General features: G+C 34.0%; 28 protein-coding genes, 1 tRNA gene and 1 pseudogene. 24 read left to right on the top strand and 6 right to left on the bottom strand.

Features of this window, described 5'->3' with window-relative positions; translation table 11 throughout:
• Positions 1–9: 9 nt before the first annotated feature.
• The gene (locus tag JCM14822_RS08520) at positions 10–243 is read left to right on the top strand and encodes a GNAT family N-acetyltransferase (protein WP_054741477.1); all 234 of its coding nucleotides are present in this window, start codon (positions 10–12) and stop codon (positions 241–243) included.
• A gap of 611 nt (positions 244–854) precedes the next feature.
• Here the strand turns inward: JCM14822_RS08520 and JCM14822_RS08515 are convergent.
• A complete protein-coding gene (locus JCM14822_RS08515) occupies positions 855–2,411 on the bottom strand; it encodes an ABC-F family ATP-binding cassette domain-containing protein (RefSeq protein ID WP_054741476.1) in 1,557 nt (518 codons plus the stop codon).
• 289 nt (positions 2,412–2,700) lie between these two features.
• On the opposite strand from JCM14822_RS08515, the gene JCM14822_RS08510 reads away from it, so the two are divergent.
• A complete protein-coding gene (locus JCM14822_RS08510; RefSeq protein WP_054741474.1) occupies positions 2,701–3,066 on the top strand; it encodes a hypothetical protein in 366 nt (121 codons plus the stop codon).
• Between the two features lie 51 nt (positions 3,067–3,117).
• Here JCM14822_RS08510 and JCM14822_RS08505 read toward each other — a convergent pair whose 3' ends face one another.
• Positions 3,118–3,966 (bottom strand): PHP domain-containing protein, encoded by an 849-nt coding sequence (locus JCM14822_RS08505; protein ID WP_054741472.1) that lies wholly within the window; start codon positions 3,964–3,966, stop codon positions 3,118–3,120.
• Between the two features lie 92 nt (positions 3,967–4,058).
• Between JCM14822_RS08505 and JCM14822_RS08500 the strand changes: the two genes are divergently transcribed.
• The 8 genes from JCM14822_RS08500 to JCM14822_RS08470 all read left to right on the top strand — a co-directional run bounded on the left by JCM14822_RS08500 (position 4,059) and on the right by JCM14822_RS08470 (position 10,513).
• The gene (locus JCM14822_RS08500; protein ID WP_054741470.1) at positions 4,059–4,463 is read left to right on the top strand and encodes a TIGR04086 family membrane protein; all 405 of its coding nucleotides are present in this window, start codon (positions 4,059–4,061) and stop codon (positions 4,461–4,463) included.
• Positions 4,464–4,573: 110 nt separating this feature from the next.
• Positions 4,574–4,711 carry a six-cysteine ranthipeptide SCIFF gene (gene scfA / locus JCM14822_RS08495; protein ID WP_013657560.1) on the top strand — a complete coding sequence of 46 codons (138 nt, stop codon included), beginning with the start codon at positions 4,574–4,576 and terminating at the stop codon, positions 4,709–4,711.
• 111 nt (positions 4,712–4,822) lie between these two features.
• Entirely contained in the window at positions 4,823–6,172 is a 1,350-nt protein-coding gene (gene scfB, locus JCM14822_RS08490; RefSeq protein ID WP_054741468.1) for a thioether cross-link-forming SCIFF peptide maturase, read from the top strand.
• Positions 6,173–6,282: 110 nt separating this feature from the next.
• Positions 6,283–7,788: a protein translocase subunit SecD gene (gene secD, locus JCM14822_RS08485; RefSeq protein ID WP_054741466.1), complete on the top strand. Its 1,506-nt coding sequence runs from the start codon at positions 6,283–6,285 to the stop codon at positions 7,786–7,788.
• 2 nt (positions 7,789–7,790) lie between these two features.
• Entirely contained in the window at positions 7,791–8,003 is a 213-nt protein-coding gene (locus JCM14822_RS21790) for a hypothetical protein (RefSeq protein ID WP_242861456.1), read from the top strand.
• Entirely contained in the window at positions 7,931–8,701 is a 771-nt protein-coding gene (secF, locus tag JCM14822_RS08480) for a protein translocase subunit SecF (RefSeq protein ID WP_306307318.1), read from the top strand. Before JCM14822_RS21790 ends, secF begins: the two co-directional genes overlap by 73 nt.
• Before the next feature lie 187 nt (positions 8,702–8,888).
• Positions 8,889–10,187 carry an amidohydrolase family protein gene (locus tag JCM14822_RS08475; RefSeq protein ID WP_054741464.1) on the top strand — a complete coding sequence of 433 codons (1,299 nt, stop codon included), beginning with the start codon at positions 8,889–8,891 and terminating at the stop codon, positions 10,185–10,187.
• Between the two features lie 253 nt (positions 10,188–10,440).
• Positions 10,441–10,513: transfer RNA gene (locus JCM14822_RS08470), tRNA-Lys, on the top strand.
• Between the two features lie 409 nt (positions 10,514–10,922).
• On the opposite strand, the gene JCM14822_RS08465 is transcribed toward JCM14822_RS08470, so the two are convergent.
• Entirely contained in the window at positions 10,923–11,342 is a 420-nt protein-coding gene (locus JCM14822_RS08465) for a helix-turn-helix domain-containing protein (protein WP_054741462.1), read from the bottom strand.
• 56 nt (positions 11,343–11,398) lie between these two features.
• Here JCM14822_RS08465 and JCM14822_RS08460 point away from each other — a divergent pair, with 56 nt between their 5' ends.
• The 4 genes from JCM14822_RS08460 to JCM14822_RS08445 all read left to right on the top strand — a co-directional run bounded on the left by JCM14822_RS08460 (position 11,399) and on the right by JCM14822_RS08445 (position 16,432).
• Positions 11,399–12,064 carry a S8 family serine peptidase gene (locus tag JCM14822_RS08460; protein WP_172674794.1) on the top strand — a complete coding sequence of 222 codons (666 nt, stop codon included), beginning with the start codon at positions 11,399–11,401 and terminating at the stop codon, positions 12,062–12,064.
• 179 nt (positions 12,065–12,243) lie between these two features.
• Entirely contained in the window at positions 12,244–12,519 is a 276-nt protein-coding gene (locus tag JCM14822_RS08455; RefSeq protein ID WP_054741458.1) for a hypothetical protein, read from the top strand.
• 570 nt (positions 12,520–13,089) lie between these two features.
• Positions 13,090–16,197 (top strand): cellulose binding domain-containing protein, encoded by a 3,108-nt coding sequence (locus JCM14822_RS08450; protein WP_054741456.1) that lies wholly within the window; start codon positions 13,090–13,092, stop codon positions 16,195–16,197.
• 16 nt (positions 16,198–16,213) lie between these two features.
• Positions 16,214–16,432, top strand: a complete 219-nt coding sequence (locus JCM14822_RS08445; protein WP_054741453.1) for a hypothetical protein — start codon at positions 16,214–16,216, stop codon at positions 16,430–16,432.
• A 115-nt stretch (positions 16,433–16,547) separates the two neighbouring features.
• Here the strand turns inward: JCM14822_RS08445 and JCM14822_RS08440 are convergent, their stop codons facing one another.
• A complete protein-coding gene (locus tag JCM14822_RS08440) occupies positions 16,548–16,751 on the bottom strand; it encodes a DUF1858 domain-containing protein (protein WP_054741451.1) in 204 nt (67 codons plus the stop codon).
• 124 nt (positions 16,752–16,875) lie between these two features.
• Between JCM14822_RS08440 and JCM14822_RS08435 the strand changes: the two genes are divergently transcribed.
• The 5 genes from JCM14822_RS08435 to JCM14822_RS20935 are packed head-to-tail and all read left to right on the top strand — an operon-like array spanning position 16,876 to position 19,942.
• A complete protein-coding gene (locus JCM14822_RS08435; protein ID WP_054741449.1) occupies positions 16,876–17,076 on the top strand; it encodes a hypothetical protein in 201 nt (66 codons plus the stop codon).
• A gap of 56 nt (positions 17,077–17,132) precedes the next feature.
• Positions 17,133–18,029, top strand: a complete 897-nt coding sequence (locus JCM14822_RS08430; protein ID WP_157047689.1) for a S8 family serine peptidase — start codon at positions 17,133–17,135, stop codon at positions 18,027–18,029.
• Positions 18,002–18,994 carry a S8 family serine peptidase gene (locus tag JCM14822_RS08425; protein WP_054741445.1) on the top strand — a complete coding sequence of 331 codons (993 nt, stop codon included), beginning with the start codon at positions 18,002–18,004 and terminating at the stop codon, positions 18,992–18,994. Before JCM14822_RS08430 ends, JCM14822_RS08425 begins: the two co-directional genes overlap by 28 nt.
• Before the next feature lie 43 nt (positions 18,995–19,037).
• The gene (locus JCM14822_RS08420) at positions 19,038–19,817 is read left to right on the top strand and encodes a Kelch repeat-containing protein (RefSeq protein ID WP_054741443.1); all 780 of its coding nucleotides are present in this window, start codon (positions 19,038–19,040) and stop codon (positions 19,815–19,817) included.
• Positions 19,784–19,942 carry a hypothetical protein gene (locus tag JCM14822_RS20935; protein ID WP_172674793.1) on the top strand — a complete coding sequence of 53 codons (159 nt, stop codon included), beginning with the start codon at positions 19,784–19,786 and terminating at the stop codon, positions 19,940–19,942. Before JCM14822_RS08420 ends, JCM14822_RS20935 begins: the two co-directional genes overlap by 34 nt.
• A gap of 56 nt (positions 19,943–19,998) precedes the next feature.
• Here JCM14822_RS20935 and JCM14822_RS08415 read toward each other — a convergent pair whose 3' ends face one another.
• Positions 19,999–21,015: a patatin-like phospholipase family protein gene (locus tag JCM14822_RS08415; protein ID WP_054741441.1), complete on the bottom strand. Its 1,017-nt coding sequence runs from the start codon at positions 21,013–21,015 to the stop codon at positions 19,999–20,001.
• Positions 21,016–21,220: 205 nt separating this feature from the next.
• Here JCM14822_RS08415 and JCM14822_RS08410 point away from each other — a divergent pair, with 205 nt between their 5' ends.
• Positions 21,221–21,949 (top strand): tRNA threonylcarbamoyladenosine dehydratase, encoded by a 729-nt coding sequence (locus tag JCM14822_RS08410; RefSeq protein ID WP_054741439.1) that lies wholly within the window; start codon positions 21,221–21,223, stop codon positions 21,947–21,949.
• A gap of 84 nt (positions 21,950–22,033) precedes the next feature.
• On the opposite strand, the gene JCM14822_RS08405 is transcribed toward JCM14822_RS08410, so the two are convergent.
• Positions 22,034–22,405 carry a CvfD/Ygs/GSP13 family RNA-binding post-transcriptional regulator gene (locus JCM14822_RS08405; protein WP_054741437.1) on the bottom strand — a complete coding sequence of 124 codons (372 nt, stop codon included), beginning with the start codon at positions 22,403–22,405 and terminating at the stop codon, positions 22,034–22,036.
• A 264-nt stretch (positions 22,406–22,669) separates the two neighbouring features.
• Between JCM14822_RS08405 and JCM14822_RS08400 the strand changes: the two genes are divergently transcribed.
• The 4 genes and pseudogenes from JCM14822_RS08400 (at position 22,670) to dtd (ending at position 26,128) form a co-directional block, all read left to right on the top strand.
• Complete coding sequence (locus tag JCM14822_RS08400) at positions 22,670–23,182, top strand: adenine phosphoribosyltransferase (RefSeq protein WP_054741435.1); 513 nt, start codon at positions 22,670–22,672, stop codon at positions 23,180–23,182.
• Between the two features lie 251 nt (positions 23,183–23,433).
• Positions 23,434–24,720, top strand: a complete 1,287-nt coding sequence (locus JCM14822_RS21785; RefSeq protein WP_242861455.1) for a RelA/SpoT family protein — start codon at positions 23,434–23,436, stop codon at positions 24,718–24,720.
• The gene (locus JCM14822_RS21780; RefSeq protein ID WP_242861454.1) at positions 24,666–25,664 is read left to right on the top strand and encodes a TGS domain-containing protein; all 999 of its coding nucleotides are present in this window, start codon (positions 24,666–24,668) and stop codon (positions 25,662–25,664) included. The genes JCM14822_RS21785 and JCM14822_RS21780 overlap by 55 nt, the downstream gene beginning before the upstream one ends.
• Before the next feature lie 15 nt (positions 25,665–25,679).
• Positions 25,680–26,128, top strand: a pseudogene (gene dtd / locus JCM14822_RS08390) (D-aminoacyl-tRNA deacylase).
• Positions 26,129–26,320: the final 192 nt, after the last annotated feature.

The following is a 26,320-nucleotide window of genomic DNA, read 5'->3' as shown; positions in this document are numbered from 1 at the left end:
ATTTGGAATATGGGTGAAACAGGAGGCGCTACAGAAAGCATCTTTGTGGTGCCGGATTATAGACGTCAAAATATAGCTAGTGAGCTGATAGCTACTGCTTTAGAAGAACTTAAACAAAGAGGCAAACAAGAAGTCGTGCTTTCTATGAATGGAGATAATGGAAGAGCTATGAGGCTTTATCAAAAGTTAGGTTATGAATTGATGTTTTATCTAGTAGAATTAGGACAAATAGAAAGTGCATAGGAAATAAACTATATAGAAAATATACCAGCTATTTTAAGGGGGGAATTAAGATGGGAATATACTTTGGATTTTCAATACAAGGGTTAATAGTTTTTGTAGTACCTTTAATTATTAATATATTTTAGGTGATTTTTCCACCTAAGCAAAATCACGAAAAGAAAGAAATAAAGATGCCAGTACTGGAAACTCTAGAACAAGGTACACGCATAGCTTATGGAGCAGCAATTTCTATATAAAACAATAATACAAACCTTCCGCTGGAGTATTTCTTATAACTTCTTAGTGAGTCGTGCTAAATGGGTTTTAGGCAATTGTCTAAGTAGTAGGTTATTATCACTCATTAAATAACCAAACAGTATCTTTAAGCTTTTAATGCTAGTAAAATTTTCGATTAATAGGAGAAAAGAAAAAAAGAGGAGATTCGAAAACTACATTTGGAGTATTTCTTATAACTTCTTAGTGACGTATGCTAAATGGGTTTTAGGCAATTGTCTGAACGCAGTGAGTTGTTGCCGTTCATTTAGCACACAAGCTTAGAAGCTGTTGGAAATACGGAGATAGTAGTTTGAGAACTCCCCTATTTTTTCAGACCTATTAGGTCACTTAAGGTTTTATATAACTTTAGTTGTCCAATCTTCTACATTCCATACATCTGTTACGAAACTTTCATAGAAGTAAGGTTCGTGACATACGATGATTACTGTCCCTTTGAATTCGCGGATTGCTTTTTCAAGCTCATCTTTCGCTTCTGGGTCTAAGTGGTTTGTAGGTTCGTCGAGAACGAGTAAGTTGTGTTCTTCCATAAGAATTTTGCAAAGACGTACTTTTGCATTTTCTCCCCCTGAGAGAACTTTCATTGGACTTGTGATATGATCTGTTGTTAAACCACATTTCGCAAGTGCTGTACGTACTTCATTATTTGCCATAGATGGGTAAAGATTCCAAATATAGTCAAGTGCGATTGTGTTGTTATCACGGCTATCTTCTTGTTCGAAGTAACCATATTTAACGTTTTCACCGAAGATTACTTTTCCTGAGATTGGTTTGATGACACCGAGAAGTGTTTTAAGTAATGTTGATTTACCTAAACCATTTACCCCACAAATAGCAACTTTTTGATTACGTTCTAATTTGAAGTTAAGAGGCTGTGTAAGTGGTGAGTCGTATCCAATTACAAGGTCTTCAGCTTCGATTAAGAAACGGCTAGGTGCTCTATATGATTTGAAGTTGAAAACTGGTTTTGGCTTTTCATGCACTTTTTCAATGATATCCATTTTATCAAGTTGTTTTTGACGGCTTCGTGCCATACCTGTTGTGGCAACGCGGGCTTTATTACGTGCGATGAAGTCTTCAAGTTTTTCAATTTCTTTTTGTTGACGTTCGTAAGCTTGTTCTTGTTGACGTTTTTTGAGTTCGTAAACGCGTTGGAATTCATCATAGCTTCCTACGTAACGTGTAAGTTGACAGTTTTCTACGTGGTAGATTAAGTTACATACTGCGTTAAGGAATGGAATATCGTGAGATACAAGAATGAAGGCATTTTCATAATTTTGTAAGTAACGTGTAAGCCATTCAATGTGCTCAACGTCTAAGTAGTTAGTCGGCTCATCTAGGATGAGGATTGTTGGGTTTTCAAGTAGAAGTTTTGTAAGAAGTACTTTTGTTCTTTGTCCCCCACTAAGCTCGTCTACTTTTCTCTCAAGTCCGATATCCACAAGTCCGAGACCTTGAGCAACTTCTTCGATTTTTGAATCTAATGTATAGAAACCGCTGTGGTCTAAGATTGTTTGAATCTCAGCTGCGTCCTCCATCATTTTATTCATTTCATCTTCATCCACTTCAGCAACTTTTTCATAAATTGCCATCATCTCTTTTTCAAGGTCAAAGAGGTGGTTAAAGGCAAGTCTTAAGTTTTCTCTAATTGTTGTTCCAGGTGTAAGGGCTGAGTGCTGATCAAGGTAACCAACTGTTACACGGTTTGACCATTGAACTGTCCCTTCATCTGGCATAAGTTTACCAGTAATAATATTTAAGAAAGTTGATTTACCTTCGCCGTTTGCTCCAACGAGGGCAACGTGTTCACCTTTTAATAAACGAAATGATACATCTTCTAAAATGCTACGAGAACCGAAACCATGTGTCACATTTTTTACGTTTAATATGCTCATTTTAATCTCCTTTAAATAAAATTAAAATTTAAGATGACATGTCTCTATGCAACATATTACCTCAAATAGTATCAATAGGGCATTAAACTAATACCTTTAATATAATAATAGAAAATGATGAAAAAGTATAGTGTTTATCATTGTCAAAAATGTATAGTTCACTTGATAGAAAAAGTAAAAAATTACCAAGAAAGTAAAAACTAGAAATAGGGTATTTAAAAATCATTTAAAATAGAGTACACTAATGATGTGACCAAGGTTACAAAATTGATAGAAAGAGAGAATAGCGATGCAAGGAAAAGAACGTGATAAGCAGTTAGCAGAGGGACTTCGTAATGAGTTTATTAAAAAATATCAAAACCAAAAGACTTTTCAAGAGTTATTAGATGAAATGGAAGATAACTGTTTAGATAAGATGATCCATTCCTTAAAACAAGAAGCTAAGATTAACATTTTCCGTGATTATAGTGCTTTAAAACAAATTGCTAGCGATGTGAAACAAAAACATACTAAAGAACTTTATGACGAAGTTTGTGCAATTGATGAAGCAAGAGCGTGGATTAATGATAATGGTAAATATAAAACACTCGTATTTAATGCACTTTGCAAAGTATATAAAAGACAAGAAGGCTTAAAGCCATTAATTGAAGAATAAAATAGAGGCAACCTCAAAAAAGGTGCTCTATTTTTTGTTTATGATTAAGTTTTAGCGTTTTAATTTATTTTGAAGACCTTCAAGTAAGTCATAAGGCACTTGTAAATGTCCATAACCTGAACCTAATTCTAAGTTAGGTTTATTATCACCATGAAAATCGCTGCCTCCAGTAGAGAGTAAGTCAAGATTCTTGCAAACTTGTAAGAGATGAGCAGTTTCATTTTGTGTATGGGTTGCATAAATGCATTCTACGCCGTCTAATCCTTTTGAAGCTAAATCTTTGATGACTTGTGTGACTTCACTATTACTAAAGTCATAAAGTTTAGGATGAGCAAGTACAGCAAGGCCTCCCGCATTATGAATCATATCCATACATTCATGGGTTGTAAAGCGCTCACGAGCTACATAAGCTGGCTTGCCAGCACCAATGTATTTATTAAAGGCTTGATCCCTTGTTTTAATATAACCCTTTTTTAAAAGAGCAGCAGCAAAGTGAGCTCTTGTTAAGACTGTATCTGGTCCATAACCTTCTCCTAAATCTTCGAAAGTAAGTGGCATACCGAGAGTGGCAAGCTTATCTATAATTTGAAGATTACGTTTTGTACGGCTTTCAACAAGATAGTTAAGTTTTTCTAAAAGCTTCGGATTTTTGTAATCCATATAGTAACCTAACATATGCACTTCCTTACCATTATAATCCGCAGAAAATTCAATACCAGGAACAACAGTAAGCCCGATTTCTTTGCCTTTTTTTATAGCAGTTTCTACGCCAGAGACTGTATCGTGATCTGTTAGTGCAATGGCACTAAGCCCCTTAGATTTTGCAAGAAGTACCACTTCTTCAGGAGAAAGGGTACCATCCGAACTATTGGAATGAACATGTAAATCAATTTGTTTCATATTATTTCCTCCTCTATAAAGTTATTTTATCATAAAACAATTTCAGTAGGCATAAAATCTTAATAGTTAGGTGAAAAGAAGGAGGGAAATATATGGCACAACGTAAAAGTAAAAAAGAAGTAGATATGCCCACAGCAGTAATGACAATGATTAAGGCTAATATTATGGCTTATGTTGTTACCGCTATTTTTGTTTTATTAGGTTCTATTATTCTTACATACACTAGTGCCTCACCGCAAGTAGAGAGTATGATTGTCATTATAGGTATTATTGTGTCAGCTTTTTTAGCAGGCTATGATACAGCAAAAGTTGACAACAAAAATGGCTATAAATGGGGCGCAATAGGGGGCTCACTTTATTTTATTATTTTCTTAATCTTAGGAACGGTCATTAATAAATTAAATAATATAGCCCCTGGTGTTATGTTCCTTATAGCATTCTTAGTGCTTATAAGTAGTAGTGTTGCGGGAATGTTCTCGGTAAATTACCAAAAATAGTAAAATTGTATCTTTGTAAGATTATATCTATAGGTTAAAACTTTTGTTTTAAAAAATAATAACCTATGCTATAATAAAAAAGATTTGTGATTTGAAAGGAGAATATCATCATGAAACATATTAAAACATTAAACACTAAAAACTTACCAAACAGTGCAAAAAAAGGTGGATGTGGTGAATGCCAAACATCTTGTCAATCAGCATGTAAAACATCTTGTACTGTAGGAAACCAAGCCTGCGAAAAATAATTTTTGCAATTAAGCAGTGGCCTTTGGTCGCTGCTTTTATTTTGAGATAATTTATTAATCTATTAATGAAGTAGTTATAAAAAATATAATGATAAAAAGGAAGGCAAATAAATGATCCACAAATTTCAATTTGAAAACTCCAATATTGTTATGGATATCCATAGCGGAAGCATCCATTTAGTAGACGATGTAGCATATACTATCGTTGAAGATGTAGAAACACTAAGTAAAGAAGAAGTAATGGCTAAATACAGTGGACAATTTGAAACAGCTGCACTTGAAGAAGCTATCGAGGAACTTTTAACATTAAAAGAACAAGAAATGCTTTACACACCAGATCAATACGAAGAATTCGTACCAGCATTCTTAAACAGAGAACCAGTTGTAAAAGCACTTTGCTTACACGTTGCGCACGACTGTAACTTAAAATGTAAATATTGTTTCGCTGGTGAAGGTGAATACCATGGTCACCGTAGTTTAATGAGCATCGAAGTTGGCAAAAAAGCAATCGACTTTATCATTGAAAACTCTAAACATCGTAAAAACATCGAAATCGACTTCTTTGGTGGCGAACCTCTTATGAACTGGGAAATGGTTAAAGAGACTGTAGACTATGCAAGACAAAGAGAAAAAGAAACTGGTAAAAACTTTAGATTTACAATGACAACAAATGGTGTATTATTAAATGATGAAATCATTGACTATTTAAATGAAAACATGCATAATGTTGTACTTAGTTTAGATGGACGTAAAGAAGTGAACGATAACATGCGTCCAACTGCAAATGGTAAAGGAAGCTATGATATCATTTTACCTAAATTTAAAAAGCTTGTTGAAAAACGTGGTAACAAACAATATTACCTTCGTGGTACATTTACACACCACAACTTAGACTTCGCAGAAGATGTAAAACACATGACAGGTGAAGGATTCAAAGAAGTATCTGTAGAACCAGTAGTTGCACCAAATGATATGGACTATGCAATCAAGCCAAATGATGTTGAGACTCTTTGTGCAGAATATGAAAAACTTGCAAAATACATTGTGACACAAATAAGACAAGGCGATGGCTTCAACTTCTTCCACTTTATGGTTGATTTAGAAGGTGGTCCATGCGTACATAAACGTCTTGCTGGATGTGGTTCAGGAACAGAATATTTAGCAGTAACACCAGAAGGAGATCTTTATCCATGTCACCAATTCGTTGGTATACCAGAATTCAAAATGGGTGATGTAAACGTAGGTGTAACAAATACAGAAATGCGTTCTAAATTTGAAAAATGTAACGTTTATAGCAAAGATGAATGTAGAAGCTGTTGGGCTAAATTCTTCTGTAGTGGAGGATGTGCAGCTAACTCATATAACTTCCACGGTGATATTCATCATGTATATGAAATCGGTTGTGAACTTCAAAAGAAACGTTTAGAATGTGCAATTGGTATCAAAGCTGAGTTATCGTAAAATAAAAATGTCACAAAATACTGCATGTTGAGGCTTTTTAATTGACTATAATGTACACAAATTATATAATCAATTTAGTGTCACAAAAGAGGAATTAAGGAGGAAATGTGATGGGCAATAAAAGAAAAACGAAAAGTATTTTTGCCTTGCTCCTTACTTTAATTGTCATCGTTGGCTTAGGTGTAACAGCATACCTTGCTTGCACAGCTGTAAGTAGTGGTAAAAATGTAGTAACTGAAAAAGTTACTGCAGAGAGTACAAAAGATGGAGCACAAACAGATGCAAAAGAAGATAAGGCAGCAACTACAGACAATGCAGCAGCTAAAGACGAGACTGCAGCAACAGAAGAAAGTACAGACGATGCTAAAGCAGAAGCAAAAGATGATGCTACAGTAGAAAAAACAGAGGCAACTGATGCTAAAGAAGTTGAAGCTGAAAAAGTATCATTAGTACAAAAAGTATTTGGTGAAAAACATATCCACTTAGGTCTAGACCTTCAAGGTGGGGTTAATATTGTTTATCAGCCAAAATTAGACCGCGCGCCAACAGAAGATGAAATGGCAGCAGCTAAATTAATGATTCAAAAAAGATTAGATGCAAAAGGTTATACAGAAGCTGAAGCATCTATTGAAGGTGGAAACCGTATTCGTGTTGAAATCCCAGGTGTAGAAGATCCTCAAAAAGCAATTGATGAAATCGGTGCAGCTGGTATGCTTAGATTTATGGACCAAGAAGGAAATGAAATCTTAAATGGTAGTAAAGTAGATAAAGCAACAGCACAATATTATACAGAAAATGGTGTAAACAAATATGGTGTAAGCGTTGATATGAATGCTGAAGGTACAGAAATCTTCAAGAAGTTTACAACAGACCATAAAGGTGAAATGATGGTCATCTTATTAGATGAAACACCACTTTCATATGCAACAATTCAAGCAGTTATCACAGATGGTAAAGGTATGATCAGCGGCAGTTTTACAGCTGAACAAGCTAAAGACTTAGCAGATGGTATCAATGCTGGTTCATTACCATTCGCTCTTGAAGCAATTACATCAACAGGTGTTGGTGCGAAACTTGGTTTAGATGCACTTAATACAAGTTTACTTGCAGGTGCAATTGGTCTTGCACTCATCATGGTATTTATGCTTTGCTTATATAGACTTTGTGGACTTGCAGCAGATATTGCACTTACACTTTACATTGCATTACTTATTTTAGTACTTAGTGCAATGAATGCCACACTTACATTACCTGGTATTGCAGGTTTACTTCTTTCTATTGGTATGGCAGTAGATGCTAACGTTATTATCTTCGTACGTATCAAAGAAGAAATGGCATCTGGTAAAACAGTACGTTCAGCAGTAGATGCTGGTTTCAATAAAGCATTTAGTGCAATCTTAGATGGTAATATTACAACACTTATTGCCTCTGTTGTACTTTATATTTTCGGTACAGGTCTTATTAAGAGCTTTGCCACAACACTTGGTATAGGTATTATTTTATCTATGTTCACAGCACTTGTAATCACAAGATTCATCCTAAAATGCTTCGTGGGTATGGATATTAGAAAACCATCTTTATATGCTAAAGTAAAAAAACAAAGTGAGGAGGCCTAGTTATGAAATTTATTGAAAGCAGAAAGAAATTCTATGCATTATCATTAATAGTTATTATAATAGGACTTCTTGCAATGGGTATTAATGGTGCAAGAGGCAAAGGCTTCTTCGAAAAAGATATTGAGTTCACAGGTGTTCTTATATTCAATTCGATCTTGAAAAACCTCTTACAAATGAAATTAAAACAGAACTTGCAAAGATTGCAACAGATGTAACAGGAGATGCAAATCCTCGTATTACAACAGCTGATAAAACTGGTGTAATTGTTACAATGCAAAGAACTGAAAATGCAAAAAGAATTGAACTTTACAATACAATCAAAGAAAAATATAATTTAAAAGCAGATGTACCACTTGCTCATGAAGATTTCTCAGCTACAATCAGTGATGAAATCAAATGGGGAGCTATTAAAGCTGTAATCGTTGGTGTTATCTTAATCTTAATTTATATTACATTCAGATTTAAAGATTACAAGTTTGGTGTAAGTGCTGTTATGGCCTTAGTACATGACGTAATGGTTATGCTTACAGTATATGCAGTATTCCGTATTCCACTTAACAACTCATTTATTGCAGCTATGCTTACAATCGTAGGTTACTCAATCAATGATACAATCATTGTATTTGACCGTATTCGTGAAAATAAAACACGTAAAGGTTATAAAGAGGGACAAGCAGTACCAGCTGAAGTTGTTAACAGCAGTATTAATCAAACATTAAGTCGTTCAATTTGTACATCTATTACAACACTTATTATGGTTGTATTACTTTATGTTTTAGGAACAGATTCAGTAAAAGAATTTGCGCTTCCACTTATCGTAGGTGTAGCAGCAGGTACTTATTCATCTATCTTCGTAGCCAGTCCATTATGGTTCGATTTAAGCCGTAAAAGAAAAAAAGCTACAGATAAATAATAATATGTTATAATAAGCATGTAAGTAAAGAGGGTGTCGCAAAATCATTAGTAATTTTGCGGCACCCTTTTTAATATTTATATACAAGTATATTAATAATCTAAGTACATCGATTGCTATACTTACTAGCAAGATGATAAAATTAACATTACAATGCTTAAATTTAAACAGTAAAGGGAGTGACTATATGATAACAAATAAGCAATCAAACTTTATTCTTAAGGGGCAAATTATTTATAGTAAACCAGATTGGTCTGTTAGTTATAATGAAAATGCATATATTGTTTGCGAGGAGGGTAAAGTTGAAGGCGTTTATGAAAATTTACCAGATGCTTTTAAAGCTTATCCTATTATAGATTGCAAAGAGCAGCTTATTATACCTGGAATGAGTGATTTACATGTTCATGCCCCTCAATATCCATTTAGAGGCTTAGGGATGGATTTAGAATTACTTGAATGGTTGAATAATCATACATTTCCTGAAGAGGCTAAATATCAAGATATCACATATGCCCATAAGGCTTATTCTATCTTTGTAGATGATTTGCTCTATAGTACAACGACGAGAGCTTGTATCTTTGCAACTATTCACCCAGAAGCTACCCTTGATTTAATGTCACAGTTAGAAGCAAGTGGATTATATACTTATGTTGGCAAAGTGAATATGGACCGAAACGGCAGCCCGCGGCTTCAAGAAGAAAGTGCGGCTGCTTCTTATAAGGCGACTAGAGAATGGATTATAAGTGCTAATAAAAGTTTCAAACATACATTGCCTATGCTGACACCACGTTTTATACCAACTTGTAGTGATGAATTAATGAATAAACTTCACACACTTCAGACAGAATTTAACTTGCCATTGCAATCCCATTTATCAGAGAATTTAAGCGAAATTAATTGGGTAAAGCAGCTTGTTCCAACATCTAAGTTTTATGGTGATGCTTATCATCAATTTGGACTATTTGGTGGTGAAGTCCCTACAGTGATGGCACACTGTATATATAGCCCAGAAGAAGAAATAAAGCTTATGAAACAAAATAATGTTTATATAGCCCACTGCCCAGAATCAAACACAAACCTTTCATCTGGTATTGCACCTATTCGTAAGTATATGGAGGAAGGTTTAAATATTGGATTAGGATCAGATGTAGCAGCAGGTACAGGACTTTCACTTTTGAAATCAATGGCGATGGCTATTCAAGTTTCTAAATTATATTATTGTTTAGTAGATCAAGATAAAAAGCCTCTTACAACAGAAGAAGTCTTTTATCTTGCCACGCTAGGCGGCGGCTCATTCTTTGGAAAAGTAGGGTCATTTATGCCAGGATATGCCTTTGACGTTGTAGTAATTGATGACAGCGCTATTAAGGCGCCTAGAAGCCTTTCTTTAAAAGAAAGATTAGAGCGAATTCTTTATTACAGTGATCAGGTTCAAATTACTGAAAAATATGTAGATGGACAGAAATTAAAAATAGCATCAAAATAAGTGATGAGATAATCTATAAAGATTATGCAATAGTAGCGTAGCTGTTGCATGATCTTTATATCCTAGCTGGATGTTGGCTATTTTTTATAAGTTAAAAGTTTTTGAGAAAAGAATGATATTATTTGAAATTAGTTTAAAAAATATAATATTTTAATTGACAAATAACAATATAGTATATATAATGATTTATGTAGTCGAGGCAAACAAGCCACTACAAAATAAAAAATTATAAGAAATAGTTCTTATAATATATGGGTCATTAGCTTAGTTGGTAGAGCATCAGACTCTTAATCTGAGGGTCCTGGGTTCGAGTCCCAGATGGCTCATTAAAAGAAGCTCAAGGGTATTCCTTGAGCTTCAATGCGTTTAGGCATTTTTTGGGGTTTATAATTACTGTAAATAAAAGACGATTGGTGAATATATAAAACGATTTGGAATAAAAAAAGTGTGGCTAAATTTTTGTTTCTTACTTAGTAAAGAACGTTCTGTTATTAACAGGCGTTCTTTTGCGTTTTAGTGTTTTTATAAGATAGATATAAAAATAGTATGGATATATTTTCTCTTTTTTGCTTTTACCATTAAACTCTTTTCGTCTACCAGTAGCATCAAAAAATAGAACACGCCATTTTTGAACTTCCTTACCATTTTTATTGATTACTGTACGTTGGCTATAAATTCACGTCCTTTTTAGTCAAATAAGAAGAAGTTATGAGAGCTCACAACTACTTCTTAAATTTATTTCTTTTGAGCAAGTAAATCAACATAAGCTTTTAAAAGCTTAAGCTCTCTATCATCTAAATCTGTAAGTTCGGCTTCAGAAAAAATACTTTTAAGTTTTCCTAAGCAGTCAAATAACTTAGCTTCATCTGCGAGTCTTTTTACATCATACTTTTTATTCCAATCTTCAAATTTATCTCGTTGAGGGGTTCTACCAGCTAAGTAATCTACACTTACATTAAAGTAGTCAGCAACTTGTGTAATTGCTTTAAGTGTAGGACTTGATCCATTTTCCCATCTTTTTATGCTCCCATTACCCAAATTACATTGGCATTCTAACTCTACAATTGTGATATCTTTTTCTGAACATAGGGCACGAATAAGAGAGCCGGTATTGCTTGTAAGTATTGAGTTACTTAAATCTTTACTTGAATCCATGTTGTTTACTCCTTTTGTTGTTATAATATACCATTAGTGAAAATAAGTTTAAAACATTGACTATTAGTGAAAAAATAATATATTGTTCTATAGATATTAAAAGAAATTTAAACCTATCAGAAAGTTATAATTTTGTCCACGATACAGATGAAATATTTCCAAAGGATGAAAGGGAGTCAAGCTCAACAGCAATATCAGGTCATGGAACGCATATAACGGGTATAATAGGAGCCAAAATGAATAATGGGGAAGGTATAGTAGGAATAGTACTTGAGGCGGAAATAATAGAATTAAAGGCACTTGGTAGTAAAAGTGGAAGCTATACAGTGCGTAATAAATCAGATGTAACTGTCCACAAAGTTATAGAATATGCACAACAAAAAGGAGTTAAGCTTATAAATTATAGTATAACAGGAACAACTTCAATGGAATCTGAAAAAGAAGCAATAAGAAAGGCGCCAAATATGTTATTTGTCGTACCAGCAGGTAATAATGGTTATTGTTTAGGTGAAGAAGGAGAAGCTTATCCCGTATGCTTTGGTTTTGATAATTGTATAGTAGTTGCCAATATAGATGAAAATGGGGAGTTAGCGTTAAACTCTAATTATGGGAGGGATACAGATATAGCAGCTTCCGGAACTGATATTTTAAGCACTTTTACCGATAATATGGATTTTGAAGAACAAATTAAGATTAGCACTACAGGAAATGGAAAGATTTAAAAATTAAAAAAATTATGATAAAATATAATTGTAGAATAATGTATATACAAGAAAATCTATATATTTGAAATGGCTAACTAATCCAATAAGAGTAAAAATACAGTCAGATAAAGTGCGAATTAGTATACCAAAAGCATATAAAAAGGGTGTATATAATCTAAAATAAGGTGGAAAATAAAATGAATGATGCTTTAGAATTTATAGTACTTAGTATTACATATCTTATATGTATTCTTATATATAAGAATAATAATACACCGCAAAAAATCTTGAAAAAATTAGCAATAAGAGAATCTTATAAAATAGTAATACTTTATATAGTCTTTATTTGTGTAGTTCAAATAATTTTGACATCTATGCTTAGTGGGGTAAATATACTTATTTACAGATTAATATTAGGAATTGAAATGGGTTTTTTCCTTTCTTTTATTCCATATATTTCAAAGAAAAAATAGATTTAATATTTTTTTAGAAGGATTAATATATGCTATGAAAAGATATTATTGCATAAAACAGTATGATGTAGTTGCACATAAGATTATTAAAAAACAAATAATTATAGCAAATCCTGTAAGGGGAATTATGAGGCACACTCCGAAAGAACTTTTTAAATTTGGACGGATGTGCTTATTTTGTTTGGATATAATGGTGTTCTTCATTTTGAAGAGGTTATACTTATTTTAGGCGGAGTAGTATAATTAGGCATGATTATTTTTGAAATTCTAAAGGGATTGAGTTTCAAGGGCTGTATATAGTTTGTTATTACAGACTCTTAATCTGAGGGTCATGGGTTCGAGTCCCAGATGGCTCATTAATTAAAGAGTGAAGAAAGCACACACTGTAGAAGGTTTGAATCCTTAGTAGTGTGTGCTTTTTTTGTGGTGAAATTTTCCTAAGAATATGGGAGATTAAATATTATTATTTATATTTTTAATAAAACAAATAATTTATTAAAAAACAATTGACTATATATTCTGGAAATAATAAGATTAGTTTGAGAAACAAAATAAAGGGGAGATGTTTTGATGAATAAAAAACTAACTTATTTAATCTCGGCAACACTTATTATGAGTACCTTATCAACTCAGGCAGTGGAAAGTAGGGACATCGCTGTAAAAGATTATGTGACCACAAGTATTACAACAGGTAATCAATTAGCGACGAATCTTTACGAGGGCAAAGGATTTGAAGTGGATTTTCAAGTGAATCATCAATGGCTGGGAGGCTATAATGGTGAATTGATTTTGAAAAATACCAGTGACGAGCCTTTAGAAGATTGGGCATTGGCATTTGATTTGCCGAGTGAGCTGAGTGATGTATGGGGGGCAGAAATTGCTAGTTATAAAGAGGGGCATTATATCCTTAAAAATACAGGGTGGAATCAGAGTATTGCAGCAGGAGAAAGTATACATATTGGTTTTAATGGGGTTGGGATAGATGCGCCTAAAGCGCCACAAACTTATACGTTTCTTACAGCTAAGGAAAAAGTAACCCCAGTAACGTGTGCTGCCTCATTTAAAAAGACAGAGAGTTGGCAAGAAGGCTTTAATGGAGAAATTATCATTGAAAATACTACAGATGAAACGATTGATGAATGGGTGTTAGCATTTGATTTTGAAGGAGAGATTGAAAGTTTTTGGTCAGCTGAGATTATTAGTCATGAAGACAATCACTATGTAATTAAAAACAAAGCGTATAATGGTGAGATTATACCAAGTCAGACATTAACATTAGGCTTTGTAGGCAGCTCAAAAAATGAACAAGCAGTGCCTACTCATTATGAAATGAGCCAAATTGGTAAAGTATATGAAGAGCCAATAGATTATGAAAAAGATATGGATGCAGATAATTTGCCGGATTATTATGAGAACATTCTAGGAACTAATCCTAATAATGCTGATACAGATGGAGATGGCCTGCCAGATGGTTATGAAGTTTTGATTTTAGGTACGTCACCATTATTAAAGGATTCTGTTGATGATAGTATTCAAGACGGCGATGAAGATTTAGATGAGGATGGGCTTAGTAATATTAAGGAATATGAGTTAGGTACAAATCCGAAGGATAAAGATACAGATGGCGATGGGGTATTAGATGGAGAAGAGGTTGATAACTATGGTACTAATCCGTTGCTTAAAGACACGGATGAAGATGGCTTATGCGATGGAGATGAAATTAAATTAGGCTTTAAACCACTAGTAAAAGATTCTGATGGCAATGGTATTATAGATGGAGAAGAAAAGGTAGAACAAGTTTTTAGCCAAGAAATCATCAATGATGAAAAGCAGGAAGTCATAGGAGTGGAAGTTGGTTTAAAATGTGCAGGCAGCATTGATGAAGTTGTAAGTGTAAGAGACACTTATGGGGAAGATATTTTATCAAGTAAAGTATCAGGACTTGTGGGATCTCCTATACAAATTACATCTGAACAAGATTTTGAGGAGGCAACGATTACTTTTAAATATGATGAAAATTTATTAGGAGATACAAAGGAAGAAGACTTAGCACTTGTATGGTATGATGAAGCTAATAATCACTTTAAGATTTTTGATAAAGAGAGTATCGTGGATAAGGAAAATAATACAGTAAGTTATAAGACGACTCATTTTTCAACTTACTTATTAGTAGATCAGAAAAAATGGGAAGAACCAAACAGTGGGCGAAAAATCTATGCAGAAAGAGACAGAGTAGAAAATAAAGCGGCTAGACTAAGCCAGATGACACTGAGGGCTGCCGCATCTCAAACAGCAATCGTAAATGCTGTAGCAAGCACAAACAGCACTTCTTCGGTAGATAGTGATTATGATGGTAGAATAGATAGTCAAGATTCAAATCCTAATAATAATGGTTTTTCAGGTACATTACATACAAGTTTTGCAGATTCTAAGGTGTCTTATACTATGGACTATAGAGAATTCTTCAAAGATAATACAAGCTATAGCAAGAAGATTAGTACCATTTCTTCACTTTATTCAACAGTCATCTATAGCGGAGCAAATTATGAAGGGCAAAATATTCAACAGTTTATGAGTGCTAATGGTCTTACTGGAATCGAAAGATATAACTTAGCGGATCAGTATAGTGACTCAGATGTATCAGAAGCTTATATAGGCCATCGCAAAGTTACTTATAATGGGCAAACTAGAGAAATTGTTGCCGTTGTTGTAAGGGGAACCAATGGAACAATACAAGAATGGTCTAGTAACTTTGATATAGGTACAACGACTAAAAAATCTAGTTATACAGATTGGACAACAGCCAATAATCATAAGGGATTCGATATTGCGGCAACACGTATTTTAAAATGCTTAACGAGCTATGAAAATTCACATCAGTTAGATGCAAATGCTAAGAAGGCTTATTGGGTAATGGGACATTCTAGAGGAGCTGCAATTGCCAACATTATAGGAGCTAAATTAGTAGACCAGTCTAAATGTGTTTATGCTTATACATTTGCAGCACCTAATACAACGACAGCAAAAAATGCCAGTAGCTATGCAGGAATTTATAATATCCTAAATAAAGATGACTTTGTGCCTTATTTACCAATGTCAGCATGGGGTTTCACTCATTATGGTAAATCAGTGGCTGTAAGTATAGCTGATAACTACGAAACAGAGTGGGAGAAGTTAACAGGCTGTAAAAATAAATTTGGTATAGTAGATTATGATATGGATACTATTGGCATGGATGATACAATTGAAGCTCTTGGAGAGCTTGTGAGCAATCGCAATGAATGCTATAAGTATACTTGTAAATGTCATGGGGATGGTTCACTAGATAATATCTCAGTTAAAAATTATGGGATGTCTAAGTCGAGTAGAGAGGGAGCTATTGCTAAGATTCCATCCGTAGCACTGCCATACTGTAAGATTACAAGGTACGATGGTGGACTTATAAGTGGTTGGGACTTTAAAGTATGTCAACAACCTGAATATTTCATGCAAGTATTAGCAGCATATATGGCAGGGGATATTAGTGCAGTAAGATTTGTAATAGAACTTGATACAGCAGACCGTTATAAAAAAGTTAAAGCTAGGATTATTAGCTCAGGGCTTGGTGGGCTTGAACATCCACATTATCCAGAATCTTATTATGTATTATCAACACATATTACAAATAGTTCATTTTAATCAGTAAGGAGAAAGTATGAAAAAACATAAAATCTTTTTAAGCAGTGCCTTTATATGGAGTGTTGTATTTTTTGGATTAGCAATTTATGAAAATTCTACTAAATCACAAGGCTTAAGTGCACTTACAAGTTTAGGAAATTTTGTGCTTTATGCAGGGCTTTCTATAATAGGAATTGTGGCATTAGTCATTGGTGTTATAAAATGGCTTTATGACAAAAATCATTCAAAAAAATAGAAATATATTAAATAAGGAGGAGACTATGGCTTAAGGGTTATAGTCTCCTCCTTATTTTTTGCTTGCAAGATGTAACTTACGTTGTAAAAATAGCTAAGTGTAAACAAATAAATTATTAATTGTTTTTTAGGTAATCGTTAAGTTTTTGAACAAGTGAATCCACATCAATGCCATGTACAGCGCAGGCGTCTTCAATAGATTCCATTTGTGAAGATGGGTAACCAAGACAGTGCATACCTGATTCCATTAAAATAGGTGCAACACCAGCATCGATTTGGAGAATTTCTCCGATAATCATATCTTTTGTTACTTGTGCCACTTTGAATCTCCTTTAAATAATTAATCTCATATAATTTAGTAATTAACACTTTTATAAAAATTATACATACTATTAGTTCTTTCTATTCATACTACTTTGTGAAGTTTAATATAGGAGGCAGAAAATGAAAAGGCGAGTGGCAATTATTTTAAGCGCACTGATGGTGCTAGGAAGTATGGGACCAAAGGCTATGGGGAGCATAGAGAAGGTTCAAGCTGGAGATGTAATTGTTAAATATATGGGGGAGAGCCACCTGAAGATAAAAGTTTTCATATACAAGGTGTGTATACATTTGAAAATGCAGAGGAAGGAAAATTTCATTTAGTTCATTATACGTCTCAAAAGTTAAATACCCAAAGACTTATTCAAAAGCTGGAGAAAGTGCAGGGTGTTATTTATGCTGAAAGTAATGTACCTTGTTATATGACGGCTTTAACCAATGTTCCTTATGTGTCTAATATGTGGTATCTCAATAATAGTGAAGGAAGTTATATAAAAAACAATACAGCTGTAGATAAAATTGCAGGTGATGGAACTTTGTCTCAAATAGGAAAAGATAATAATGATGTGCAGCTTCCGGTGAATATTAATATTACAAGTTTATGGATTAAAGATAAGGAACTCAAAGAAAATGTAGTAGCCGTCATTGATACAGGGGTAGATTATACCCATCCAGATTTAATAGACAATATGTGGAAGAATACAACAAGCTTGCCAGGAGAATATGGTTATAACTTTATTGATGATAATGTGGATCCTATGGATGAAGTGGGACATGGCACTCATTGTGCAGGGATCATTGCAGCAAAGGTGAATAATGAAATTGGCATAGCAGGTATGAGCCGCCAAACCAAGATTATGGCACTTAAACATATAGATGCCAATGGAGAGAGTAAGGTAAGTCAGGCAATTGCTGCCTATCAATATGTATTGGATGCTAAAAAACAAGGTGTAAATGTAGTGGCCATTTGTAATGCATGGGGAAGTAAGGAAAATCCTAAAGCATTAGAAGACATCATTATAGCAGCAGGAGAAGCAGGAATTATTTCCGTATGTGCAGCAGGAAATAGCAGTACGGATTTAGACAAAGATAAAATATTCCCACCAGGTTATAATTTACCTTATACAATTGTAGTGGGCGCCTCTACACCTAATGATGATATGGCCAGTTTTTCAAATTATGGCAAGTATACAGTAGACGTATTAGCCCAGGGACTTCTATACTTTCTACTTATAGCAAAGAAGCTTATGTGCCTGAATTTAGTAATCAAAATGTAATACGCTTAGGTTTTGAAGATAATAAGTTAGGCTTTATAGGTGAAAATATTACGATTACAGATGAAGTGGCTTTTGAAGGAAAACATGCTCTTGCATGGCAATTGAATGTAACCCCTAATGATATGCAATATGAAGGAGCAGGTCAAAATGCAATCAATAGCATGACTTTAGAAGTGCCTGCTAGCCAAGAAGAAAAATATTTAGGTTTAAGCTTCTGGTCACAGTGTCCTATAAATGATACAGGGCTTATACCTACATGCTATGTAGAAAGTTATAAAAATGGTACATGGGAGAATATCGGTAGTTTTAATATAGGCGCTAATAATTATTGGACAAGTGTTTCTTTTAAGCTACCAGTAGATATTGATAAAATCAGACTTGTGGCGCTAGGAATTACGGAAGTTGGGAAACTCTATTTAGATGATATAGGCATTGGAGCAAGTATAGGTAAGTATTGCTATTTACAAGGTACCTCTATGTCAGCAGCACTTGTTAGTGGCGAAGTGGCAATGCTTAGCCGTCTTTTTCCAAATGAAGAACTTGCGAAAATTAGAGATAGGGTAATTGGAGGGGTCAACCATATTGATGCAGCACCAGTAAGTTCTGGTGGACGTGTAGATATGAAAAGAGCTGTAGAAAATCCTTATGCCGTCATGCATAAGCTTATACGTGGCGATAATGGCAATATTAAAATCATAGGTCAGTTCTTTGGCATTAATCCAGGTACCATTGGTTTAAATGGTGAAGCCATAGATGTGATGGCTTGGACGGATACGGAAATTACGGCGAAATATACGGGAGACTTTACAGGACTTGGAGAGTTTAGTTTAACCCGCTATGATGGAGAGACAACAAGTCAGCTTTTGATGGTAGAAAATAAGGCCTATAGTTTTATAAAACATACCCCAATGCCAATAGCTCTTAGTCATATGGCAGTGGCGTACATGATCATAAGATTTATGTAACAGGGGGAATGAGAGAAGATTATACCCCTAATAGGCCCTATTAATGTATGATACTAAAAAGGATACATGGACACAACTAGCAGATTTACCGATGACATCTTATTTAGAGAGTTATGCAAAAGGGGCAAGAATGGTACCATTGAAACAAAATCTGTTATTGGTAACCTTTGATCAGACCCAAGCTAAAAACTTATATTATATCTATAATATTAAAGAAGACGCATGGGAAGAACGGGCTTATGAAAATATACCAGGTGCAAGGGAATATCCTGGACTTGTAAGTTATAGAAATGAGGTTTATATGATTGGCGGATTGCCTAAAGGTGAGCATATAGGAAATGCTGCTTTAAGCAGTGAAATATGGAAGCTCAGTAAAGAAAAGAATTGGGAAATGGTAGGCGTGTTAAATGAAGGCCGTTATGCGCCTATTGTAAGTGGTATAGGCGATTATTTAATCATTACTGGAGGTTATAATGTAGCAGGTAATGCTCTTGTAAGTACAGAACTATATAATGAAAAAGAATTAATTAAGGGAGGAGATTTATCTTTTAGTGGTGTAGACTATAATAATGCTGTATATGGAGGTGGGCAAAAGCTATATATTATGACAGATGGTATAAGTTTTCCAGCAACAGGGATTGTTTACAATGAGACATCTGACAGCTGGGAAGAAAGCCCTTACCGCTTAAGTTATACAAGTATGGAAGGCATGGGAAGTGCAGTCGTTTATGATAAGCTCTATAGTATAGGCGGGGTATCAGATTATCGCCCAGTAAGTACTGTAGAAGCATGGAGATTGAAGCAGCTACTACAGAAAATATGAATAGTAAAGTAGATGCTTCTTATATCATATGGGGAATTGGAATAGCGATAGTAATTATAGTAATTGTACTACTCTTTATATGGATGAGAAAAAGACGTAAACCTAAAAAAATGTATGTACGTTAAAAAACAAAAAGTGCTAGTAGCCTCAAGTGGGCATACTAGTACTTTTGTTAAAAAGATTATTTGCCACTTATAAGACGTTTACTAAAGTCATCAATTTTAGATTTGTAGTCATTAGTAACAAGTTCGGCTAAAGCGTGTAAAGCACGTATATTAGATGAAGAGGTACTATCTAGAGAAAATTCTTTCACATTATAGCTATCAAAGTGAGTTTGAATACGTAAATAGTTATCATCAATACGTGGGTCATCATCATAAAGGACCTTAAGTTTATGGTGGACAATCTCTGCATTACTACTCAATAAGATGTCAAAAAGTGGAAATGCCCATTGTGTTACACCGCCAGAGTTTAAAAAACGTGTATAAAGATTTTTGTGTGAAACACCTGTACCCAAAGAGAGAATTAAAATGTCATTAGGTGATAAATAATGATTTGTTAACTTTTGACACTCGGTATAAGCACAGAGGGCGGGATTGTTAGCAAAAACGCCGCCATCAATTAAGCTGAAAGATGTATTTTCACAAGAGTTAATTTGAGCTACAGGGAAATAAGTAGGTGCAGCAGTGGTGGCACGAATAATATGACGGACAAAGAAGTCATCTTTATTATAAAAGAGGCAGTCCGTTTGATTAAAGAAAAGGGCACGATTGTTCTTGATGTCAAAACTAGGAATAAGACATGGTTTTAAGAATTCACTAAGGCGTAAACTACCAAATATATTTTGTAAGAGTTCATTAAGGTGTTTTGGAGAGTATTTAGCACCTAAAAGGCCATTGAGACTTATGAGTGTATGCCAAAAGCTTTTATAAAAGATAGTCTGTCCATAGTTAAGGTAAAAGTCAAGTGCATTTTGAGCAGTGTAGCGAGGGCGGTTGTTTTCATCTGGTGTAAGATAGAGGGCTGTTAAAATGCCGCCGGTGCTAGTTCCAGCAATGAGATCAAAATAATCAGCAATACGTGCATCTTTATTGCTGCTATTTTTTTGAAGACATTCTTCGAGGTAAACGAGGAGTGTTGCTGGTATAATACCACGAATACCACCGCCATCAATAGATAAAATTCTAAACAAGGACATAAGTTTTCTCTCCTTTTTATAAAAAATAATAGAACAACCTGCACTATAATATATGTTATAAAGTGTTACAATGTGAATGCTTGTCTAAAATAAGTAGTTGCATATTTAAAAGAAATCTTATAGTATAAAAAAGAAATTTGTTAGTTTACTAACGAGGTAATAGTTTCGATAAAACAGCTAAAAGTTAAAATAGAGGAGTAAAGTAATGTTACATGCATTTTCAAGAACAGAAATGCTTATTGGTACAGAAAATCTCAATAAGCTTAAATCAAGCACAGTTGCTGTATTTGGTGTAGGAGGCGTAGGTTCTTATACAGTAGAAGCACTTGCTAGGGCAGGTGTAGGAAAAATTGTATTAATTGATCATGATACAGTATGTATTAGTAATATTAACCGTCAAATTCATGCCACATCTAAAACAGTAGGCCAATTTAAAGCAGCCCTTATGAAAGCCAGAGTTTTAGAAATTAATCCAGAAGCAGAAGTTATTGCATATGAAGAAATGTACACTGCTGAAACAGCAGATAAACTTTTAAGTAAAGATTATGACTATGTTGTAGACGCCATTGATATGGTTACAGCTAAAATCGATCTTATTGTAAGATGTAAAACAATGAATATTCCTATTATCAGTGCCATGGGTGCTGCTAATAAATTAGATCCTACAAAACTTGTTGTTACAGATATCTACAAAACAAGCGTGTGTCCACTTGCAAAAGTAATGCGTAAAGAACTTAAAGCAAGACACGTTAAAAAATTAAAAGTAGTATATTCTACAGAAACACCAATTAAACCAGACCAAAGTTTAAAACATGGTGGTGCAGGCACAGCAAGAAGACAAACTCCAGGTTCAATGTGCTTTGTAACATCTGTTTCAGGGCTTATTATTGCTGGTGAAGTGGTACGCTCTTTAATTGGTTATCAACCTATGTAGTGAAAAAGGTGTATAAGCTAAGCTTATACACCTTTTTTGAATCTAATTTTCAGCGTGAATTATGTGCGCTTGATGTAAAAACGATTAGCGATTTAATCGTTTGTTGATATCCGCTTGACGATCATTTGAGAACTTAAGGAAGTCTTTCATTAAGCTTTCAAAGTCTTCAGTAGGAGCCTCTTTTTTCTGAGGTCTAGAATTGTTTTTAGGTTTTTCTTGTGTTTCTTTGATAGAAAGAGAAATTTTACCTTTTTCACTATCGATAGAAAGAATTTTAACTTTCACTTGGTCACCCACTTTGATAGCTTCATTAATATCAGCTAAATAACCGTGTGTGATATGAGATATGTGAACGAGTCCTTGAGTTGTTCCATCAAGTGAAACAAAGGCACCAAAAGGTTTAACTCCTGTTACTGTTCCTTCAATAATTTGGCCTACTTGAAATTTTTCCGACATGACAACACTCCTATTAATATAAATAACGACTACATTATATCATAATTAAAATAAAACTGTATAGATATTTGAAAAAATATTTTACCAAATATAAAGAAAATAATCCTAAGAAATAATGCGTAAAATCATATTTTTTAAAGAAAAAAAATTATAAAGCGTTTACTAACATTACAAGGATATGCTATAATGAAATTTGCCATAAAAATAATAAATATATGTCAATTTAACTAATTTAATCTATGATAGCAAACAGGAGGAAAGAAAATGGATTTACATTCGCTTATTCGTGATGTAGAAAACTTCCCAAAAGAGGGCATTCTTTTTAAAGATATTACAACATTACTCCAAGATGGAGAAGGTTTAGTTGAGTCAATCGACCAAATCTGTTCACATTTAGAAGGTGTAGAGTTTGATACAGTAGTAGGACCAGAATCAAGAGGTTTTATCTTTGGTGTGCCTACAGCTTACAAAATGAAAAAAGGTTTTGTACCAGTTAGAAAACCAGGTAAATTACCATACAAATGTATTTCTAAAACTTATGATTTAGAGTATGGTACATCTACAGTTGAAATGCATATTGATTCAATTAAAAAAGGTCAAAAAGTAGTTATCGTAGATGACCTTTTAGCAACAGGTGGAACAACTAAAGCAATGATCGATCTTATCGAAGAACTTGGCGGAGAAGTTGTTAAAATCGTATTCCTTATTGAACTTGAAGGATTAAACGGTAGAAGCTTAATCCCAGATTATGATGTAGAATCAATCTTAAAATACTAATAACAATATAGAAAGTGGACATTAGTCCACTTTCTATTTATATAGGTATATTTTAAGGAAGATTAAGCACAATTAGTTTATAAGAGTAAAGAAACACATAAAGTGCGAAGAAAAAGGAAAAGTTTACTTTTGTGTTGGTTATCAGAAGTTTATGGATATTGGCATTGAATTTTGAAGATAAAGTGTCTATAATATAAAATATTAAAATGAATAAAGAATTAATTAAAAACACTACATAAGGGGGGATTAAGATGCCGGATGAGATTTATGAAAAATTAATAAAAAGAATACGTTCGTATCACCCTTCTGACAATTTACAAATGGTAGAAGATGCTTATGCACTTGCGAAGAAGGCACATGGTGAGCAGTTTAGAAAGTCAGGGGAGCCTTATATCATTCATCCGCTGGCTGTTGCCTATACATTAGCAGATTTAGAACTAGATATCGAATCGATTGTTGCTGGTATTTTACATGATGTTGTAGAAGATACAGATTATACATTAGAAGACATTGAACGTTTATTTAATAAAGAAGTAGCACTTTTGGTGGATGGTGTTACAAAGTTAACAAAAATGCAGTTTACAACACAAAATAAGGAACTTCAAAAAGAAGAAATGCAAGCTGAAAACTACCGTAAAATGTTTTTAGCCATGGCACAAGATATTCGTGTCGTTATTATTAAACTTGCAGACCGCTTGCATAATATGCAAACACTTAAGTTTATGACACCAGCTAAGCAAAAGGAAAAAGCAGAAGAAACACTTAACATTTATGCACCTATTGCGCATAGACTAGGTATTTGTAAGATTAAAGCAGAACTTGAAGATTTATCACTGCGCTACATTGAGCCAGAAGTTTATTACGATCTTGCGCGTCAAATTGCAAGCAAACGTATGGAACGCATTGCCTATATAGAAGAAATTGTTAATCAAATCAAGATGAAGGTAGAAGAAGCAGGAATTGATGCTGTTATTGAGGGTAGACCAAAACACTTCTTTAGCATTTACAAGAAGATTATTAACAAAAATAAAACATTAGATCAAATTTATGATTTATTTGCTGTACGTGCAATTGTTAAATCAGTTAAAGATTGTTATGGGGTTTTAGGTGTAATTCATGAAATGTACACACCAATCCCAGGACGTTTTAAAGATTACATTGCTATGCCAAAGCCAAATATGTACCGTTCACTTCATACAACACTTATGGGGGCAGAAGGTACACCATTTGAAATGCAAATTCGTACAGAAGAAATGCACCGTACAGCTGAATATGGTATTGCGGCACACTGGAAATACAAAGAAGGACGTACTGATGGCGTTATTCGTGATAAATCTGAAGAGAAACTTACATGGCTTCGTGAAATCTTAGAGTGGCAACGTGATATGAGCGATAACCGTGAATTCATGAAAGCCTTAAAGGTGACCTTGATATTTATACAGATCAAGTGTATGTTTTCACACCAAAGGGGGAACTTAAGACATTGCCAACAGGTTCAACACCTATTGACTTTGCTTATAGCATCCATAGTGGTGTAGGAAATCATATGATTGGTGCCAAAGTAAATGGCAAAATCGTAACTTTTGATTATGTCATTAAGAATGGTGATCGTATTGAGATTTTAACAGCTCAAAATGCTAAGGGACCTAGTCGTGATTGGCTTAATATTGTTAAGAGTACACAAGCACGTACTAAGATTAATCAATGGTTCCGCAAACAATATAAAGACGAAGATATTGTTAAAGGTAAGGAATTACTTGAAATTGCTGCAAAACAAAGAGGCTATAATCTTTCATATTTAACAGATCATGCCGTAGTAGAAACAATTTATCGTAGATATGGTATGAAATCATGGGATGCTATTTGTGCTTCTATTGGTTATGGGAGCATGAAAGAACGTCAAGTTATTCAAAAACTTATTGACGAAACGTTAAAAGTCAAGAAAGAATTACCATCACCACAGCAAATTGTTACAACAAATACAGCTGAAGGTGAAGTGCTGCAGCGTAATAAACGTCATTCAAGTGGTATTATCGTAAAAGGTGTAGGAGATATTGCCGTTAGATTCTCTAAGTGCTGTGGACCGCTTCCAGGAGATGAGATTATTGGTTATATTACAAGAGGTCGTGGTGTCTCTATTCATCGTAAAGATTGTGTGAACATTATCAACATGCCACAAGATGAGAAAGAACGTCTCATTGAGGCTAGCTGGCTTGAAGAAAAACAAACAGCAGAAACTAAACGTACTTATGTTACAGAAATTCAAATTACTTGTCTTGACCGTATGGGCATTATTGTGGATGTATCTAAGATTTTAACAGATATGAAATTACCAGTTAAATCATTTAATGCTAAGACAACTAAGAGCAATGCTGTATTTAATGTAAAAATAGAGATTTCAGATATTTATCAATTAGAAGAGTTAACACGTAAGATTTTACAAGTACGTGATGTACTAGAAATCATTCGTGTGTCTTCATAATGAGTGGAGGACATTATGCGAGCAGTAGTACAACGCGTTTCTAGTGCATCTGTAGTTGTAGACGAAAGATGTATTGGTGAAATCGAAGCAGGCTTATTGGTGCTTGTAGGCATTAAGCTGATGATGAAGAAAGAGATATGGATTATATTATTAAAAAGATTATAGGACTTCGCATCTTTGGTGATACAGAAGGTAAAATGAACTTATCTGTACAAGATATAGGTGGTAAGTTATTAATTGTGCCGAATTTTACTTTATATGGTAGTTGTGCAAAAGGGATGAGACCAAGCTTCATAGCTTCAGGAAGTGTAAGTGAAGCTGAAAAGAAATATAATCGTTTTATCGAAAAGTTAAAGGACACTGATGTGCCTTTTGAAACAGGACAGTTCCAAGCAGATATGAAAGTAAGTTTATTAAATGATGGACCTGTTACCTTATTACTAGATAGTGAAAAGGTTTTTTAAAAGAAAAACAGGATGTATAATTTACATCCTGTTTTTTCTTTAAAGAAATTAATGCTATGTATTAACTAACTGAAGAAACATCTCCAAATTGCAGCATCGAATGAAGAAAAGAAATCAGCAATATCAAAACCGAATATGAAGAACACCTCCTTTTCATGATATATATTAAATGTATAAAAATATACAAATAAT

Origin of the sequence: Cellulosilyticum ruminicola JCM 14822 (assembly GCF_001311925.1) — a bacterium.
Classification (GTDB): domain Bacteria; phylum Bacillota; class Clostridia; order Lachnospirales; family Cellulosilyticaceae; genus Cellulosilyticum; species Cellulosilyticum ruminicola.
Note: the sequence above shows the minus strand (reverse complement) of the source record. Positions and strands in the feature narration are given on the sequence as shown.

What these genes read in the sequence shown, in the direction of transcription:
- JCM14822_RS08465 (WP_054741462.1), bottom strand. Translation starts at nt 11,342, where the DNA reads ATGGATTCAAGTAAAGATTTAAGTAACTCAATACTTACAAGCAATACC.
- JCM14822_RS08420 (WP_054741443.1), top strand. Translation starts at nt 19,038, where the DNA reads ATGTATGATACTAAAAAGGATACATGGACACAACTAGCAGATTTACCG.
- JCM14822_RS08405 (WP_054741437.1), bottom strand. Translation starts at nt 22,405, where the DNA reads ATGTCGGAAAAATTTCAAGTAGGCCAAATTATTGAAGGAACAGTAACA.
- JCM14822_RS08435 (WP_054741449.1), top strand. Translation starts at nt 16,876, where the DNA reads ATGAAAAGGCGAGTGGCAATTATTTTAAGCGCACTGATGGTGCTAGGA.
- JCM14822_RS08450 (WP_054741456.1), top strand. Translation starts at nt 13,090, where the DNA reads ATGAATAAAAAACTAACTTATTTAATCTCGGCAACACTTATTATGAGT.
- scfA (WP_013657560.1), top strand. Translation starts at nt 4,574, where the DNA reads ATGAAACATATTAAAACATTAAACACTAAAAACTTACCAAACAGTGCA.
- JCM14822_RS08520 (WP_054741477.1), top strand. Translation starts at nt 10, where the DNA reads ATGGGTGAAACAGGAGGCGCTACAGAAAGCATCTTTGTGGTGCCGGAT.
- scfB (WP_054741468.1), top strand. Translation starts at nt 4,823, where the DNA reads ATGATCCACAAATTTCAATTTGAAAACTCCAATATTGTTATGGATATC.
- JCM14822_RS08475 (WP_054741464.1), top strand. Translation starts at nt 8,889, where the DNA reads ATGATAACAAATAAGCAATCAAACTTTATTCTTAAGGGGCAAATTATT.
- JCM14822_RS08510 (WP_054741474.1), top strand. Translation starts at nt 2,701, where the DNA reads ATGCAAGGAAAAGAACGTGATAAGCAGTTAGCAGAGGGACTTCGTAAT.
- JCM14822_RS08415 (WP_054741441.1), bottom strand. Translation starts at nt 21,015, where the DNA reads ATGTCCTTGTTTAGAATTTTATCTATTGATGGCGGTGGTATTCGTGGT.
- secD (WP_054741466.1), top strand. Translation starts at nt 6,283, where the DNA reads ATGGGCAATAAAAGAAAAACGAAAAGTATTTTTGCCTTGCTCCTTACT.
- JCM14822_RS08410 (WP_054741439.1), top strand. Translation starts at nt 21,221, where the DNA reads ATGTTACATGCATTTTCAAGAACAGAAATGCTTATTGGTACAGAAAAT.
- JCM14822_RS20935 (WP_172674793.1), top strand. Translation starts at nt 19,784, where the DNA reads ATGGAGATTGAAGCAGCTACTACAGAAAATATGAATAGTAAAGTAGAT.
- JCM14822_RS08515 (WP_054741476.1), bottom strand. Translation starts at nt 2,411, where the DNA reads ATGAGCATATTAAACGTAAAAAATGTGACACATGGTTTCGGTTCTCGT.
- JCM14822_RS21790 (WP_242861456.1), top strand. Translation starts at nt 7,791, where the DNA reads ATGAAATTTATTGAAAGCAGAAAGAAATTCTATGCATTATCATTAATA.
- JCM14822_RS08505 (WP_054741472.1), bottom strand. Translation starts at nt 3,966, where the DNA reads ATGAAACAAATTGATTTACATGTTCATTCCAATAGTTCGGATGGTACC.
- JCM14822_RS08400 (WP_054741435.1), top strand. Translation starts at nt 22,670, where the DNA reads ATGGATTTACATTCGCTTATTCGTGATGTAGAAAACTTCCCAAAAGAG.
- JCM14822_RS08455 (WP_054741458.1), top strand. Translation starts at nt 12,244, where the DNA reads ATGAATGATGCTTTAGAATTTATAGTACTTAGTATTACATATCTTATA.
- JCM14822_RS21785 (WP_242861455.1), top strand. Translation starts at nt 23,434, where the DNA reads ATGCCGGATGAGATTTATGAAAAATTAATAAAAAGAATACGTTCGTAT.
- JCM14822_RS08445 (WP_054741453.1), top strand. Translation starts at nt 16,214, where the DNA reads ATGAAAAAACATAAAATCTTTTTAAGCAGTGCCTTTATATGGAGTGTT.
- JCM14822_RS08500 (WP_054741470.1), top strand. Translation starts at nt 4,059, where the DNA reads ATGGCACAACGTAAAAGTAAAAAAGAAGTAGATATGCCCACAGCAGTA.